The organism is Paenibacillus sp. KS1 (assembly GCF_001680695.1).
GTDB lineage: Bacteria > Bacillota > Bacilli > Paenibacillales > Paenibacillaceae > Paenibacillus_B > Paenibacillus_B suaedae.
The window spans coordinates 68,439-85,225 of the sequence record NZ_MAIS01000008.1 but is presented as its reverse complement, the minus strand read 5'-3'; the positions used below and the strand labels follow the sequence as shown (position 1 = coordinate 85,225).

12 protein-coding genes are annotated in these 16,787 nt (G+C 48.5%); 8 read left to right on the top strand and 4 right to left on the bottom strand.

The window, feature by feature from the left end:
* Positions 1-263 precede the first annotated feature (263 nt).
* Both BBG47_RS04805 and BBG47_RS04800 read left to right on the top strand, forming a co-directional pair.
* Complete coding sequence (locus BBG47_RS04805; protein WP_175400480.1) at positions 264-1,199, top strand: sensor histidine kinase; 936 nt, start codon at positions 264-266, stop codon at positions 1,197-1,199.
* Positions 1,196-1,846 (top strand): response regulator, encoded by a 651-nt coding sequence (locus tag BBG47_RS04800; protein WP_065290759.1) that lies wholly within the window; start codon positions 1,196-1,198, stop codon positions 1,844-1,846. Before BBG47_RS04805 ends, BBG47_RS04800 begins: the two co-directional genes overlap by 4 nt.
* Before the next feature lie 208 nt (positions 1,847-2,054).
* On the opposite strand, the gene BBG47_RS04795 is transcribed toward BBG47_RS04800, so the two are convergent.
* Together BBG47_RS04795 and BBG47_RS04790 are read right to left on the bottom strand one after the other, a co-directional pair.
* Positions 2,055-3,287 carry a cytochrome P450 gene (locus BBG47_RS04795; protein ID WP_065290758.1) on the bottom strand — a complete coding sequence of 411 codons (1,233 nt, stop codon included), beginning with the start codon at positions 3,285-3,287 and terminating at the stop codon, positions 2,055-2,057.
* 153 nt (positions 3,288-3,440) lie between these two features.
* Positions 3,441-4,925, bottom strand: coding sequence for a DHA2 family efflux MFS transporter permease subunit (locus BBG47_RS04790; RefSeq protein WP_065290757.1), 1,485 nt, complete (start codon positions 4,923-4,925; stop codon positions 3,441-3,443).
* 240 nt (positions 4,926-5,165) lie between these two features.
* Between BBG47_RS04790 and BBG47_RS04785 the strand changes: the two genes are divergently transcribed.
* On the top strand, positions 5,166-5,756 hold the full coding sequence (locus tag BBG47_RS04785) for a TetR/AcrR family transcriptional regulator (RefSeq protein ID WP_065290756.1): 591 nt from the start codon (positions 5,166-5,168) through the stop codon (positions 5,754-5,756).
* A 519-nt stretch (positions 5,757-6,275) separates the two neighbouring features.
* On the opposite strand, the gene BBG47_RS29405 is transcribed toward BBG47_RS04785, so the two are convergent.
* Positions 6,276-6,485 (bottom strand): hypothetical protein, encoded by a 210-nt coding sequence (locus BBG47_RS29405; RefSeq protein ID WP_139070675.1) that lies wholly within the window; start codon positions 6,483-6,485, stop codon positions 6,276-6,278.
* A gap of 101 nt (positions 6,486-6,586) precedes the next feature.
* Here BBG47_RS29405 and BBG47_RS04775 point away from each other — a divergent pair, with 101 nt between their 5' ends.
* The 4 genes from BBG47_RS04775 to BBG47_RS04760 all read left to right on the top strand — a co-directional run bounded on the left by BBG47_RS04775 (position 6,587) and on the right by BBG47_RS04760 (position 12,702).
* A complete protein-coding gene (locus tag BBG47_RS04775) occupies positions 6,587-8,539 on the top strand; it encodes a putative thiazole-containing bacteriocin maturation protein (protein WP_065290754.1) in 1,953 nt (650 codons plus the stop codon).
* On the top strand, positions 8,536-10,485 hold the full coding sequence (locus tag BBG47_RS04770; RefSeq protein WP_065290753.1) for a TOMM precursor leader peptide-binding protein: 1,950 nt from the start codon (positions 8,536-8,538) through the stop codon (positions 10,483-10,485). The genes BBG47_RS04775 and BBG47_RS04770 overlap by 4 nt, the downstream gene beginning before the upstream one ends.
* A 43-nt stretch (positions 10,486-10,528) precedes the next feature.
* A complete protein-coding gene (locus BBG47_RS04765) occupies positions 10,529-12,121 on the top strand; it encodes a SagB family peptide dehydrogenase (protein WP_065290752.1) in 1,593 nt (530 codons plus the stop codon).
* A gap of 140 nt (positions 12,122-12,261) precedes the next feature.
* Complete coding sequence (locus BBG47_RS04760; RefSeq protein ID WP_065290751.1) at positions 12,262-12,702, top strand: hypothetical protein; 441 nt, start codon at positions 12,262-12,264, stop codon at positions 12,700-12,702.
* Between the two features lie 393 nt (positions 12,703-13,095).
* Here BBG47_RS04760 and BBG47_RS04755 read toward each other — a convergent pair whose 3' ends face one another.
* Positions 13,096-15,012 carry an N-acetylmuramoyl-L-alanine amidase gene (locus BBG47_RS04755; protein ID WP_065290750.1) on the bottom strand — a complete coding sequence of 639 codons (1,917 nt, stop codon included), beginning with the start codon at positions 15,010-15,012 and terminating at the stop codon, positions 13,096-13,098.
* Between the two features lie 567 nt (positions 15,013-15,579).
* On the opposite strand from BBG47_RS04755, the gene BBG47_RS04750 reads away from it, so the two are divergent.
* Positions 15,580-16,680, top strand: a complete 1,101-nt coding sequence (locus BBG47_RS04750; RefSeq protein WP_065290749.1) for a CHAP domain-containing protein — start codon at positions 15,580-15,582, stop codon at positions 16,678-16,680.
* Positions 16,681-16,787: the final 107 nt, after the last annotated feature.

Below are 16,787 nucleotides of genomic sequence, written 5' to 3'. Positions count from 1 at the left end.
GGTCGCACATAAATCGATATAACGAATTACCCGATGCCATGTTTAATGCCAGAGTCCCGAGCATGACTTGGGTTTTTTTCATTTATTTCATATCTATGTTTGTACAGATATTACACGGGCCTTCGTTTATTTCTTTATCCTTCTTTTCGGGATTGATGCTGCTCCACGCCTCATTAATTTGGCACTTCTCATCTCTTACGGCAAAATATCCTTGGGTCTATTTTATGATTCAAGGCCTAATTATTATGGGATGTGCGCTTATTATGGATCAGGCCCTTTTTATGGTCTTGCTTGGGATGTATCCAGTGTTGACGGGTCAAAGCGTTGGTGTCTATGATGACAGAAGTAAAATAGTAATGCTGTCTGTTGTGTATTATGTATTATTTCTATCGACTCTCTACATGATGGGGCAATCCGAATCAATGGTTTTAATGACGATCTTGTATGCGATGATGAACGTCATTCTCGTTTCGTTTGCCGATTTATTTTTAGAGCAGGTTCATGCTCGGTTCCGTACCCAAGCCTTTCTTGAAGATCTAGAGCGCGCACATCGCAAGGTTGAGGAATTGACATTGGCTAATGAACGTCAACGAATGGCTCGGGATTTGCATGATACGCTGGCCCAAGGTCTAGCGGGTATTATTATGCAGCTGGATGCTGTCGATGCACATTTGACGAAAGGCAACTCCCAAAGAGCACAAGAAATCGTTCAACATTCCATGGTTCATGCGAAGAAAACGTTATCGGAAGCAAGGTTGGCGATTGATAATCTTCGTTCCAAAACGTTTGCAACCGTCGACTTCTCGGATGCGATTCGCAACGAGGTAGAACGGTTTAAGAATGCCACCGGCATTCAAGTGCTTCTTGATATGAACATGAAGGGAAGCATACCTAAGTTGATGATGGAGCATGGACTTTACATTATAGGCGAGTGTTTAACGAACGTTGCCCGACATGCGGAAGCCAATCATGTGTGGCTATATGTTCGAATAGAGGACAGGAACATGAAGTTGGAAATCAAAGACGACGGGATAGGAATTGCTTGGAGTCAAAAGAATTCCTTAACTGGACATTATGGATTAATCGGCATAAAAGAGCGAGTTCGCATCTTAGGTGGAACACTTATTATTACGAATAATATTCCTCGCGGAACGCTGATTCAGATAGATACACCTGAGAAAAAAGGAGAGAGCTTATGACTTACAACGTACTTATCGTCGACGACCATCTTGTAGTAAGAGAAGGGCTCAAGTTTATGATCGAGACGAACGATAATTTTCAAGTCGTAGGAGAAGCAGAGAACGGATTGGAGACTCTCCGACTATTGGAATCTCTTACGCCCGATGTCATTTTGATGGACTTAAATATGCCTCAAATGAGCGGATTGGAGACGATGAAGGAGCTAAAAGAAAGGAACTTCGATATCCCCGTCGTTATATTGACGACTTATAATGAAGATGAGCTGATGATAAGCGGGCTGGAATTGGGGGCAAAAGGATACCTCCTGAAAGATACCGGCAGAGATCATTTATTCCGAACGATCGAATCCGCGGTTCGTGGCGATACGCTGCTGCAGCCTGAAATTATGGAAAGAGTATTCGCGGCAAGGAATAGAGGCCATGATGAGCGAGATCCGTCCACAGAACAAACGGTGCTATCCGAGAAGGAACGAATCGTCCTTCAGGCCATTGCGCGGGGTTATCGCAGCAAAGAAATAGCCGGCGATATGGGCATTTCCGAACGTACGGTCAAAGCTCATCTGACGAGCATCTATAACAAGCTAGGAGTGAATTCCCGATCTCAAGCAGTCGCTGTAGCGGTTGAACGGGGCATCATCCAGTTTTAAGATGCCTGAACAGCCGATTGATGAGCCTCACATTACGTGTTGAAATTGAGCCGATCTCGCAGCATCAAAACGCCAATCGATAGTTTCACATCGATTGGCGTTTTTTTGTGAATATGGTATAGAACAATTCGAATTAGGCATTCGCAGTCGAACTCAAGATCAACAGACTGCGCCGATAGAATAATCCGATATCTAATCGCTGAATCGGCTACCAGCGTTGTACACGCATTGGTAAATGAGTCAGCGTCTGCCCAGCGGCAAAAGGCGTCAGATTTTCCTCCAATTTGAATCCGGGAACCGGCTCAATACGTTGGAAATGATCCATAAACAACCTCAGACCAATGTTTGCCTCCAGCCGTGCGAGTGGAGCACCGAGGCAGAAGTGAGGACCGTTTCCAAAGGTTAAATGCTGTTTGTTATTTGGACGGTGAATGTTCAGTGTAAACGGATCCGCAAACACCGCCTTGTCCAAATTGGCTGCGCTCATCCAGGCGACGACGACATCGCCTTTTTTGAGTTCTACGCCAAGCACTTTATTATCCTGTTTCACCGTCCGATCCATCCTGGTAACATGGAAGCGGTAACGAAGCATTTCTTCGACTGTATTCGGAAGAAGTTCACGATTGGCCTGTATCTCAGCATAGATCTGACCGTTATCATACAAAAACGAATAGTACGTGTTCGCTAGTAAATGACTTGTCGTTTCAATGCCGGCTCCTAAAATGAACATGGTCATACGGACAATCTCATCATCTGTTAATCGATCGCCGTCGACTTCTGCCCGAATCAAGTCCGAGATAATATCGTCGGTGAGATGAGTTCGTTTGGCAGCCACATGCGGGTAGAGATAGTTGTAATAATTCTGCGCCGCTGCCCGTTTCAATTCTTGTATATCCTCAATGTTGTCGATCGGGAACGGAAGGAACAGATGATCCACCCATTCCTTGAAGAGGAAGCGATCCTCCGATGGGACACCAAGCAAATCTGCAATAACGATCGTCGGCAGCGCGCTGGTAAAGCTCCTGACGATATCAATGATCGGCTCGTCTCCCATATCCTTAATCAGCTTACCAACCACTTGATGGATTCGCGGCTCCCACAAGCTTAAGCTTCTAGGTGTAAAGGCCGCGGATAACAGACTGCGGCTTTTGCGGTGCAGCGGGGGATCCGAGCTCAAATTGATTCGTTCAGGAGTACTGCCTACCTCATTGTCGGCCCCGACGCTGATTGTCGTCCTGACTCTCTCACTAGAAAAATACTCGTAATCGCTCAAAACTCTTTTGACATCTTCATACCGAAACACGTTCCAAGTATTCGTAGCTTCGTTGTAGTGAATCGGCTCATGTTCCAAATGATGTCTGTACCATTCAAAGGGGCTGAACTCTTCGACAGCTGATCGAAACCGGGTAATTTTAGCTGAAAGGATAATTTCTTTCTGCATGTTACTCCCTCCCAATTTGAATAATAAGGTTTATGTTCAAGTTAATAGATATTAACCTAACATATAATTGGTGGAAGGCCACGACTAGCAGACCTATGCTTTAAGGTTCGCTAGGCAGAAGAGCGATGATGAGCGAGTTACTTAGTATTCTTCTCAGGCCTCTTTTACAACGACTTTTTTCAAAACAGCTTCTGGAGCTTTCTCTTGGGTTCGAGAAGTACGTTTGATAAAGAATGAGAGAATTAAACCAACAACCCCAATTCCGATTATGACAACGTAAGCATCGTTGATCCCTAAGATAGAGGCTTCTACGATCATATCCTTTTGAGCTGCACCAGTTGTCCCACCTGCGGCCATCATATCCGCAAGATGCGATTTGGTCTGATCCGTCATAACAGTGACCAGAAGAGAAGTCCCTACAGCACCCGCTACTTGTTTAACCGTGTTGGATATTGCGGTACCGTGTGCGTGTAATCTAGAAGGCAGTTGATTCAGACCTGCTGTCTGAATAGGCATCAGCAGCAGCGCCATTCCGATTCTACGGATAGTTGACATCAGAATTAAATAGCTATAACTAGTTGAGTCGGACAACTGGACGAAACCGGAAGTGGCCGCAATCGTTATGATCATCCCCGTTATGGCAAGCCATTTTGCTCCGTATCGATCATATAGCCGCCCAGCAACAGGCATCAGCAGCCCCATCGCAAGCGCACCTGGGAGCATGAGCAGTCCAGATTCCAGTGCTGAATAACCTCGTGCATTCTGTAGGTACAGCGGAAGCAGCATCATATCTGCGTACATCACCATGGTGATCATGATGTTAATGATGGTTGTGAGCGTGAACATATTGTACTTGAAGGCTCGAAGATCCAGCAGTGGGCTCTGGGAAATGAGCTGCCTCCATACAAAAAGACCAAGGGTCACGATGCCGACGGCAATAGACAACAGCACCTGGGCACTTTCCCAACCTTGACTTCCTGCAGCACTGAAACCATATAACAGCGTGCCAAATGCAATGGTGGACTGGACAACACTTAGCACATCGATTTTCGTGCGGACTTTCTCCGACACATTTTTCAAATAAATATGACCGCAGATGATGACGAGCAAGGCTAGCGGGATCATGCCGTAGAACATCGTTTGCCATTTATAGTTTTGCAAAATATAGCCGGCTAGTGTAGGCCCAATCGCTGGGGCAAATATAATGGCAAGTCCCATCGTTCCCATGGCTGCTCCCCTTTTTTCGGGAGGGAAGAGCACCAAAATGACATTCATAAGCAGCGGCATGATAATGCCGGCACCTGCTGCCTGAATCATCCGCCCCGTTAGGAGAAGGGGAAAGCTTGCTGCAAATGCGGACACAATTGTACCTACAAGAAAGATTACCATCGAAGCTTGAAACAGCTGTCGAGTCGTAAATCTCAGCATGAGATAAGCAGTAATTGGGATTAGAATACCGTTTACCAGCATATAGCCGGTTGTCAGCCATTGCGCCGTGGAAGCCGCGATAGTAAAGTCAACCATCAATTCCGGGATGGCTACGCTCATGACTGTCTGATTTAGCGTTGTAAGAAAGGCGCCCAAGATCATGATAAACATAATCGTGCCCTTCTTTACGGAACCGTTAGTTGTTTCCATGCGTTTACTCAACTTACTCCTACCTTTCGTTTCTCTATAGACTTAATTTACAATGTGTAAGATAATTAACATTGTATAAAATAGATTATAGTTATACAGGTTAGGGCGATCAATCAACGCATTTTCACAAAATGTAAATTAGTTATCATTTGGCTTGCAAAGTGTAAAGTAAGATGGAGATTTACTGCAAATTATTTATAAATTGTTTATTATCTTGTGAATCGGAAAGGAATGAACTGAATGCCGGACAATTCCAGACCTCAAACAGACCCAAGAATTCGCCGTACAAGGCAGTTAATAAAAGATGCCTTTGTTGATATGCTGCAGGAGATGGAGATTGAGAAAATGTCCATCAGCGGTATTGCGGAGCGTGCGACCATCAGCCGCGTTACCTTTTATCTTCATTATCGCGATATCCCGGACATGCTGAACAAGATGGCCGACGAGATGATTGAAGATCTTCAGCGTGCCATGAATAGTAATCCTGACCATCCTAGTAGTCCTGAAGAAAACGATTGGTTGAAGCTAGTAGGGATGCTTGAGCATATTGCTGAAAATGCACCATTTTATAAGATTACTTTAGGGTCGAGGAGAACCCCTATTTTTACCGATCGGCTATTAAAAATGCTTACCGAGATCATTACGGCGAAGTTCGAGAATAAGGAGACAGACTCTTCGAATAATCGAACAGCCATTCAAAAAGATATTGCCATTTGGCATGGCTCCTCTGCCTTAATTGGAACCATTGTGGGCTGGCTGCGCAACGACATGCCTTACACGCCAGTTTTCTTAGCAAAACAACTGTACTTGCTTCACTCTCAAGATCTATAAGGTTACTAGTAAAAATCACTTTGGCGACGAATAAATTAGCAAAGGCCTAATTTCTCCGTGTTGTAAACGAGAAATTAGGCTTTTTTATATGGTTTCCCTTAATCGATGCCAGCGAAGAGGGAATCTATGAATCACGCCCAATCCGAAGGATCGAAATCCCAAAAGCTCATAGTGGAGCTCGGGGATTAGGGGGCTTTACATAACCATATTTTAGTGGGCAGATGTCATAGGAACACTAGCGGAACCAATTTCATAAATTATCTAGTCGAGATGGATGATGGGCAGCATGCCGGTCGGATCCAGCTCTAAACATATTCGATTAACAACTGTCTCATGCATGTACAGTGAAATGAATGATAAGGAGGGTATAAAATGAACGATTTCCAGAAGGATCTGCAAAATTTGAATGTCGGCAAGTTCAATTCGACGGGAATGACGTCTGCGTCGGGGCAAAATCAGAACGGAGCAGGGGATTCCCGCTTATGTGTTGGCTTTTGCTTTTTTTGTGTAGGGTTTTGTTCATGCAGCAACTGTTTTCGCTGTAGCAACTGCTTCAACTGCGCACGTTGCAGTAACTGCTTCAATTGCGCCCGCTGCAGTAGCTGCGCACGTTGCGGAAGCTGCGCTCGCTGCCGCTGAGTACCTAAAAGCTCCCTTGGCGATACGCAAACGGTATGCCCCTGCAGTGTCTCGCCCTGCAGGGGCTGTTCCTTTTTTAGTTTCTGGCATGACGGACAAAACGCTCTACATAACTTATAAATGGCGGAAAACCGAAGGCCTGCATACAATGCGGTTTTGCCTCCGGCAAAACCTTAAGGAGGAATAAAAACTTGAATCCTTCTATGCGTCTGAAAGTGAAAGGGGATACCTTCTTTCTTCCAGATTCGAATGGAGGCGTCTACTTTCGCAACAATACAGGTTCGTTCCGAATGGAAGGCGACATGGTTGATCAGTGGATCGAAAAATTAATGCCCATGTTGAGTGGGGATTATTCCATGTCGGAACTGACAGACGGGCTGCCGGAACCGTACAGGGTACGGGTTTATGAAATCGCGGAAGTGCTGCTCAATAACGGTTTTGTCCGAGATTCCAGCCAAGACCTACCGCACGGCCTACCCGAAGCGGTAGAACGGAAATATGCTGCACAGATCGAATTTCTGGATAGCTTGGGCGGTTCGGGCGCTCACCGCTTTCAAACCTATCGCCAGGCTAATCCGATTGCGGTCGGTTCCGGCCCGATATTTGTCTCGCTCGTTGCTGCCATGTTGGAATCCGGATTGCCCCGGTTTCGTATGCTGATCACGAACCAGGCGACCACGGATCGGCAGCGGATCTCCGAACTGACGGCGACTGCGCGTCTATCTGACAGTGAGATCGAGGTGGAGGAGATCTTTCCGTCTAATGACGGCTTCCTCGATTGGCAAGAAGTCGTGCAGTTGGCGGATTCCGTTCTATATGTCGCTCAGGGTGACGATCCCAGAGAGCTTAGAGCATTGCATGCGGCCTGCAGGGACGCGAAGAAGGTGCTGCTGCCCGCCATCTATTTGCCACAGTTGGGCATAGCAGGGCCGTTGGTGCACCCGGATTCGGATGTCTGCTTCGAATCCGCATGGCGCAGGATACACCGAACCGCCCTTGGCGATGCGGATCGGCCGACCACGGTCTCTACCACGCCGGAAGCCATGCTAGCGAATGTGCTCGTATTCGAATGGTTTAAGACCGTTACGGGGACGGCTTCGGAATTGAACGGAAAGCTGTTTCTGCTGAATCCGGAAACATTAGTTGGCGAGTGGCATTCGTTACTTCCTCATCCGCTAGTCACAGGTCTTCGTCAGGCCGAGCCAACGGATCCATTCGACCTTCCAATCGATCCATGTACGGAGCGGCAGGAATCAGACCGACTTTTCTCCTATTTCTATCGCTTGACTTCGACGGAGACCGGCATTCTTCACCTTTGGGAGGAAGGGGACTCGAAGCAGCTTCCGCTCTCGCAGTGTCGCGTCCAGGCAGTCGACCCGCTGACGGAAGGCCCCGCCGAGCTTCTCCCGCAGATCGTCTGTTCGGGAATGACGCATCATGAAGCAAGGAAGGAAGCAGGCTTGGCAGGCATCGAGGCGTATGTGTCGCGAATGACCGGTGTTCTGAAGGCCAGTCCTACGCATCCGGATTCCGCAAGCCCGATCGAGTCGCAGCCCCATGAATATGTAGGGATCGGAGCAGGAGAGACAGTTGCGGAAGCGGTTCTTCGCGGACTGCGGAAGTGTCTATTCGAGGAGCTGAAAAGTCGTTCCGAATCCAGCATACCCTCCGTTAATCCAATCAAACTAAGCGAGGTTGAAGACGAATTTTGCCGCTATTGCTTGCGCACATTGACTACGATGCAGGATACCCCGGTAATCGGATTGGGACAAGAAGCGGCGGGTTTCCCAGTCATCTGGGTCGGTATGAACGGTTACTGGTACGGCGGGGTCGGAGTCAACCGCACGATGGCACTGCGAGAAGCGCTCAGACAGGCGCTGATGAAAATCCAAAACGATCCGGCGGACATCCAAGGCCAAATCCTAGAACGCTCTTCGGTCATGGTGGAAGATGCCTTGGCGCAGAGTCTGACGATCCCCGGTTTCGATGAATCGGAATACGGCATGATGATGCAGTCCGTACGGCAGATTCTGCACTGGAACCGTAAGCGGATCGCGATCGTTGATTTGTCGATAGAACCATTCATGAAAGAAGAGCTGGCAGGCGTGTTTGGCGTGTCGTTGCGAGAGGAGGAGACGCATTGAGCGCGATTGTGACGGTCATCGGGGAAGGACAGCTCGCGGATTTGGTAATCAAGCAATTGTCTGCCGATGACCGCTATCGACTGATCCGGCAGAAGAACATAGAGTCTGGAGAAACAGCAACGGGAGACTTGGCGCTGGTGTTGAACGATGCTTGGGATCCTTCCGTTCATTCTGCGGCAGAAGATCGGTTCCGACAGTCGGGAACGCCTTGGCTGCGCGGATTTGTTGGATTCGGAGAGGGGATTGTCGGTCCACTGGTTCGTCCAGAGAGGCAAGGATGCTCACAATGCGCGGATAACCGGCTCCTGATGGCGGGAAGTGACCGTAGGGAATCGTGGAAACTGCAGCAGAAGTTGGCATCTCATGGGGGAATCGCCCGGGATGCTTGGGCGTCTCGCACGGGATTATTGCAGGTGGCGCGCCTTGTTGCGGCTGAAGCCGTGAAGATGCTGATGGGCGGGCAGCCGGAGACGGAAAGCAGGATGTACTTGATCGATCTGCGTACGTTGAAAAGCTCATTGCACTTCTTCCTGCCCGTTCCGCTATGTCCAATTTGCGGCCGATTGCCAGAAGACGATGAGGAGCTGGCCCGCATTGCGCTGAAGCCAAGCCTGAAAATCGGCACCGAAACGTATCGCAGCCGTTCGATGAATGAGCTGAAAGATGTTTTAGCCAAAGAATACCTGGATGCCAGGACCGGTTTTTTGAATGGAAAAATGGTGGACCTAGTGTCGCCTTTCGCTGATGCGAGCATCAATTTGCCCTTGTTTGGCGGAGATGAGGCTTGCGCTGGTCGGACTCACTCCTATGCGGATAGCGAAATGACAGCCATCCTGGAGGGACTAGAGCGTTATTGCGGTCTGTCGCCTCGTGGAAAACGATCCGTCGTTCATGATAGTTTCCGCAATGTACAGCACCAGGCGCTCGATCCTCTCCGCGTAGGCGTGCATGCCAAGGAGCAGTACGAACGCTCCGACTTCCCGCTCAAGTCATTCGACCCCGAAAGGCCGATCGATTGGGTATGGGGCTATTCGTTTCTGCAGGAGCGTCCGATTCTCGTACCGGAGCTGCTGGCTTACTATAGCTCGGACTGCGGTCATGGATTCGTCTACGAAACCTCCAATGGCTGTGCGCTGGGCGGCAGTCTGGAGGAGGCGATCTTCTACGGGATGCTGGAAGTGGTGGAGCGCGACTCTTTCCTCATGACTTGGTATGCTCGTCTGCCCCTGCCTCGACTGGATCTACGTTCTGTTCAGGATCGGGAATTGAATTGGATGACGGAGCGTTTGGAGACAGTGTCGGGCTATGAACTGTATTTGTATAAATCGACAATGGAGCACGGAATACCAAGCGTGTGGGCGCTCGCGAAGAATAAAAAAGAGCGGGGCGTGAACCTCATTTGCGCCGCGGGCGCCCATCCGGATCCGATCCGTGCGGCAAAGAGCGCGATCCACGAGCTGGCAGGCATGCTGCTCACGGTTAGCGAGAAATTCGAGGAAAACCGTGAGCAGTACGAACGGATGCTTCACGATCCGTACCAGGTTGTTCAGATGGAGGATCATTCCATGCTGTACGGGTTGAAACAGGCAGAGGAAAGGCTCGATTTTCTGCTGAACGACGATCGTCCGATGCAAACGTTCGAGGAAGCATTTGAACCGACGAGCTGGAACGCCGATCTGACTGATGATCTGAAGGCCATGCTGCTTGTTTTTCGCCAATTGAATCTCGAAGTGATCGTGGTCGACCAGACGACTCCGGAGACGCTTCGCAACGGACTGCATTGCGTGAAAGTACTCATTCCCGGCATGCTGCCGATGACGTTCGGGCAGCATCTCATCCGTTTGACGGGACTGGATAGAGTGCTCAGGATTCCTGCAGAGCTGTCTTATTCGCCGGAGCCTTTGTCACCCGAGCAGCTTAATCCATATCCGCACCCGTTCCCATAAATACGGATAAGGAACGGCACGGATTAAACCAGGGAGGAAAGCGATGAGTCTAATGAATCTGGACGTTTTTCTTAACCGTTTGCAATATGATCCGGATAAGGTCAAGCCCTTGGATTGGGAGACGGATTGGGAGTACGCGCCGCTTCCTTACAAGCTTTATCGTGACTTGCCGATGTTTCCACTATCTAGGGAAGTACCGATAACGCTCGAAGGAATGGATACACCCGATGTGCCTACCCTTCGCAATATTGGACATTTCCTCTACTATGTATACGGGCTTACGCAATTGACCCAATCCGTCATGGAACGGGATACGTCGGAAGAATCGGGAGGCGTCTTGCAGATGTGCCGGCGCTTCGTTCCTTCCGGAGGCGGGCTCTATCCGAGTGAACTGTATCTCTATCTTAAGCTTGGCGAGTTGCCTGCAGGCGTATATCATTACGATGCGGCGCATCATCGGTTGGCGTTGCTGCGCACAGGGAATTTCGATGACTATTTGACGAGGTCGCTCGGAAATCGATGCGACGCGAACGGCTGCTTCGGAGCCGCGTTCGTATCTACGGTATACTGGAAAAATTTTTATAAATACAATAATTTCGCCTACCGGCTTCAGGGACTGGATGCCGGTATTTTGATCGGACAGCTGCTCGAAATCGCGAAACGATTCGGATTTTCGTCTGGCGTGCATTTTCAATTTCTCGATCAAGCCATCAATCATCTGCTCGGACTATCAGAACAAGAGGAGAGCGTGTATGCGGTAATCCCGTTATCGGTGAACCCGGCGATCCGATGGATGGAAAGTGGGAACGAGGATATGGACATCGTGCCCGCCTCCGAGCTGTGCCGGGAGTTGTCGCCGGTTAATCATGATCACGATGTAAAGTCGCGGAGGAACGCGGATTATCCGATGCTGCTCCGGATGAGCGATGCGTCCCGATTTGATTCGGCGCGATTGTTTCAACAGATCCGGCAGGATGAGCAAGCAATTCCAAATCAAGCGCCCGCACTGCCTCTGCCGCCTGCAGACCGCTTATCATATGATTTGGCGGCGGTTTGTCGCAACCGTTTCTCACCTGAGACGGAATTTGTCTGGAAGCCGATCGGTATTTCGCGGCTTGCATCTCTGCTTCAGGAAGCGACGGCTTCCTTCACGTATCGCAACGACCTGGATGGCCCGCAGGAGAGGCCGGAACCCCGTGTATGTCTTTACGGCTGCTTCTACGGGGTCGAAGACGTTCCGGATGGCGCTTATCGGTACGATAGCGCCGCGCATGCGCTGCAGTCGGTTTGCCTTGGAGATCACCGGCAACGGATGCAGGAGGGAATGTCACTTCCCAATATCAATTTGTTTCAAGTACCGCTCAGCTTTCATGTGGCAGGGAAGAGGAGTTTCTTTCAATCGCAGCTCGGCAAGCGGGGATACCGCATACAGCAAATGGAGGCCGGGATGCTCGTGCACCGATTATTGCTGGCAGCATCCGCTCTCGGGATGGGAGGGCGTCCCCTTCTCGGGTTTGACGCCAATTCCAGCGATGCGCTTTACAGGACGGCTTCCCGAGATGAAACGGGACTGATTTTTATACCGGTCGGTCCCTACCGTCAACGATTGCGATTGGTGGGCAGCTTGAGCCGTTAAAAAAAATCATCGCTAATGACATTGACGCGAGCGGTCATGTCCTCAGCGATGAAACCACCCTTTGAAGAAAGGGTGACTGGACTTCTCTTAGCAATGATAGTTATCCCACGGATGATGGCAATGCATGTGGGTATGATCCCATGGATGAAACCAATCATGATGGTGATCGAACTCGCAACAGTCCCACCCTGAATACAGATAAGGATGGAGGTGGTCATCCATATACGGATCCCATGGATGATGCATGCAGGGATGCATCATGCAAGAACAGTGTTCATGCTCCCAGGGGTGAACCATATCGGGGTGCTGCTCATGCTTCTGGGGCTGAAACTTCGCAGGTGAGTGCATATTCTCACAGGGATGAGCCATTACAGCTTGATGCTCGTTACCACAATAGTGACACATCCCGGGGTGGTATCCGTGATGATAAGGAATATGGCACCAAGGATAGTGTAACGTTTGATAACCGTCGTCGCGAGGTCTTATTTGATTATTCGATTGCTGCTCAAATGCTTGCTCGGACGGATTGGAATTCTGCACGTCGGCCGGGTTCTGAACGTAAGGTTGATGGTATAACATAGTTTTCCTCCTAATCTTTTGAGGGGCATTGCATCGTGAATCCTCTTCTGGCAAAGCTCGCTTGGAAGCTACCGCAAGGCATAATTCACAATATGCTGAGATTGGGGAAAGGGCACTTGCCCCTATAAAATGGGCAGCTACCCAAGAGGAGGGGAAGCAAGGAACGAAACGGGTGTCGAAACGAAGACCGAGCGTGTGACGGTGATGATGAGGTTGTAGCAAATAAAATTGTGATACCTGATTCCCAAACTTTCTTAGATGAATCAGGTCATCAGATTATCTATCCGTATTCTGAATAAATGGGTCAGTTTATTTTGTGTCCCCAAGTCCTTGTCATTTTTAATTGACAGGAACTTGGGGATATTTCTGAGTACCAATAATGATATGAGAGCCTGTTACCGCACCTTCTCGACATCAGAAGCTTTCACAAAGGCGAAGCGGTGATTGAAGAAGATGCGATAGAATGCCTCTTTGCCTTTAATGTGCTTATTCGTCGCATAAGGATCCTTCGTGAATACTGGGGCTTCGTAATAATCGCCATTGACTTTCTCGACGGCAACATACGATTGTCCCTGTGCAATTGTGTACTGCAGCGGTACGAGTTCGTTCGGCTTTACATCGGCAGGGTATGCTGCCGCTTCTGGATAGGCCGCACCATAAACGGGTATAGAAGCTGCGCCCGCTTTTGGAGTAATGAGCTCTCCTGAACCCGCTACCGCATTGCTTCCTGCCGGATTATAGAACCATGCCTTCTGTCCACCGTACCAGATTGCTGTCCAGTTCCCCAGCTCACCTGCGAGCGAGAAGGTTTGCCCTGTCGTAGCCTTAGCGCCTATGCTCAATCCGTCTTTTTTGTTTTGAACGGCAAGGGCTGGGTCATCAATCAAATCCGCATCAAACTCCGGCTCCTTATACAGATAAACGAAGTTCGTCGGCTGGAGAGGAGCATCCTGAACTTCAGGTAAATTACTCTTAAAATTAGGCTTGATTGTCACGATGTCCTTGAGACTACGCATGGTGCCAAGCGGTGCTCCAACCAGCTCCATATAATGCTCCCAATCCCAGAATGGACCGGGATCCTGATGCATTGCCGGTGTTCGCTTCGGAGTAAGCCCCGGAATTTCGTTGTGCCCAATGATATGCGCTCGATCCAGTGGAATATCATACTTCTCTCCCAAATACTTGACGAGTGCGGCAGAAGAACGATAAAGCCGTTCGGAGTACCAGGTTGCTCCTTCCATTGCATAGCCTTCATGCTCGATGCCGATGGAGTGCATATTGAAATAATAGTTGCCTGCATGCCATGGCACGTCTTTGTTGTTGACCATTTGTGTTACATCGCCATCAAATGAGCGAACAACATAGTGGGCGGCCACGCTCTTTTTCGGATTTGCGAAGATACCAATGGTGTCTCGATATGTTTCTTCCGTATCATGAATGACAATAAAACGGATATCTGGCCCGAATTTAGGACGGTCTGCAAGATCATAGTTGGAATAGTCTGACGGGTCATCCCCGTTCTGCTGATAGGCTGCAGGAATAGACCTGCAAGGAAGTTGGGAAGGGCAATCAGCGCTGCTTGAAATGGTTGAATGCAGTTGCAGACTCTGTAAAGTGGCTGGGTTTGGCTTTACTTCCTTGGATGTGAGGCGCAGCGCCTGACCTTCCGGAGTTTGCCGTGCGATCCCTTGCTGTATCGTGTGGAACACTTGATCGGCGAAATCCTGTGCATAATACAATTCTTGAGAGCCGCTATATTTGGCAACAGCACCATACCAATCGGATTCTGTTACCGGCAGTTTGCCTGCAATGTCCTTCGCATATTTTGCCAGCAGCGCAGCTCCGCCTCGAATGTTCTCTACTGGATCCTTCTTCAGAAAGATTGGATTTACCTTCAGGAGTTGAGATGCTGCAGCAAGAGTATGATGGCTTGGATCATCAAGCGAATCCGATGTGCTGCCTTGGTCAGCGGTTGCATTCTGTTCCTCTGGCTGCTGCTTCGGCATCGGTATGTCGGTCAAATGCATAACGCCGAAGCCACCAGATGTGCTTGGTTCGCCATTATGATGCTCCCACCGTGTAAGGTTGTAGGAGACGGACATCAGAATGTTCACAGGCACTCCGAACTCTTTCGCTGCAGATTCGAAGGCTTGTTGCAGCTGCTGCGAATTCGACTTGACTTGCTCTGCATAGACAGACGGTACACTGTTGTATGCAGCAGGCAACGCAGGCGCAAATCCTGCGGCCGCCAATGAGGCGACAGTGAGTGTGAGCGATAGCTTTTTCCATTGGATTGTTTGAAGTCGTTTCAATTATTTCCCTCCCAAAATGATAATCACTAAGACAAGATGACACCGCTTTCAAAACACAATTGGCATCCACATTTGCGCTTCCTTCTTTATCACCACCATTCCATAATATGGGGATTGGTAACTATTATATTATCTTTCGATTAAAATTTTCAATATATTTTTAAAAGACGAAATATTTTTTCAAATAGAGTAGGACGATTCTCCTTTCTATCTTTCAGGTACCAAATACGAAAATGAGAGACGAGCATTGGCAACAAATCGAAAAGAGGGTAGGTTCGTGCTAACAATTAGGGAAGGGGATGAGCTTTCATCGTGGACTACTAAATAATTGATCATTTCAACTAGAAAGGAACAGCAAATAAAAAAACTGCGATGCCAATGGCAAAGCAGTTTGTATGTCTATTTTTGGCATATATAAATACAACTAGGGTGTCTTCGACATCCATAATAGTATTGTAACTGACGACGAATTATAAGTCTATACTTTATACAAAATTTCCCGTAATTTATGGAGTGTCGATCAGAACAGTCCTGATCGGCATGAAAAGAATAGGGAGGTAACGGTAGATGAATAGCCATCAAATCAATGATTATGCGGTGTCACGTTTCGAAAGCATTCAGGTACTCGTCCATGGATTGCTGCAATCGATGGACAGTTCCGTCCAGAAACAGGATGCAGCTGTACGCCTGTATGGCGTATCTGCATTCGCTTCTATGCTTGCTAGAAAGAGAGGGCTGCAATCGGAACTCGCCGCAATCGCGGGTGTGCTTCACCATTATTATTTCTACAAAACCGGTGTCGAAGAATTCCCTGGCCCCAACAGCTTAGAGGCCGTGAGGCCAATGATCCGTGACCTTAAATTGTTCTCTCAAGAAGAGCAAGCAACCATTCTAAGTGCCATCTATTATCATGATGATCGACATCAACGTCATGGAGCATACGAAGAAGTCATAAAAGATGCGATTGTACTGCAAAAATACTTCCAAACCCCGAACAGCCAAGTTGATTCGAGAGATTCACACAGACTTCAGCAGGTATTAGGCGAATTGGCGATTCCATATTCCTACGAGACACCTCATAATAATACGAGCACGGAATTTCCTAAAACAAGCAATTTCACAGACAAACGTCAAATGCTGGCTGACATCGCTGAATCGCTCGCAGGACAGAACATTATTGGTGTGCCAGGAGATAAGTACTACAGAGAGATCTGCAAGTATTGGCCAGATACGAACATCTATCAAGACATCAGAGCTAGCTGGTGTGCTGCATTTGTATACTACTGCTGTAGACAAGCTGGATTCGCCTTGCCGATACGATATCCCAATGGCATTTATCGATTGGCTGGGGTAGGTGCATGGCTGGAGTGGTCTCAGCTGCCTGAGACCGGATTTTTCTACCGTGATGGACAAGAAGGATTCACACCGGAGCGAGGGGATATCGTCATCTATGAGAAGCTGTTGTCCGAAAAGCCGCACGATCATATTGGAGTCGTACTCGCTTGTGAAGAGAAGGCGATTGCAGTGGCTGAAGGGAACAGAGATAACCAGAATTACTCCTCTGTGTTCCGGAGAGACAGACATAATTGCATACTCGGGTATATTCGGATCGACAATAACTATACGTTTCATTTTGAAGACAGATTGAATTCATCATATTTTGAGTGATGAGTTCGCCAACCACGATTCTTTTTCGAAATAATAAACCTATCAACAAGGCCCATTCCGAGACGAAGGAGTTGGCTTCTTTTTTATATACGAGGTTTTGATAGTGA

Coding starts and splice junctions, on each gene's coding strand:
- BBG47_RS04805 (WP_175400480.1), top strand. CDS start 264: ATGGATCAGGCCCTTTTTATGGTCTTGCTTGGGATGTATCCAGTGTTG.
- BBG47_RS04765 (WP_065290752.1), top strand. CDS start 10,529: ATGAGTCTAATGAATCTGGACGTTTTTCTTAACCGTTTGCAATATGAT.
- BBG47_RS04760 (WP_065290751.1), top strand. CDS start 12,262: ATGGATGAAACCAATCATGATGGTGATCGAACTCGCAACAGTCCCACC.
- BBG47_RS29405 (WP_139070675.1), bottom strand. CDS start 6,485: ATGCCAGAAACTAAAAAAGGAACAGCCCCTGCAGGGCGAGACACTGCA.
- BBG47_RS04750 (WP_065290749.1), top strand. CDS start 15,580: ATGAATAGCCATCAAATCAATGATTATGCGGTGTCACGTTTCGAAAGC.
- BBG47_RS04790 (WP_065290757.1), bottom strand. CDS start 4,925: ATGGAAACAACTAACGGTTCCGTAAAGAAGGGCACGATTATGTTTATC.
- BBG47_RS04795 (WP_065290758.1), bottom strand. CDS start 3,287: ATGCAGAAAGAAATTATCCTTTCAGCTAAAATTACCCGGTTTCGATCA.
- BBG47_RS04800 (WP_065290759.1), top strand. CDS start 1,196: ATGACTTACAACGTACTTATCGTCGACGACCATCTTGTAGTAAGAGAA.
- BBG47_RS04785 (WP_065290756.1), top strand. CDS start 5,166: ATGCCGGACAATTCCAGACCTCAAACAGACCCAAGAATTCGCCGTACA.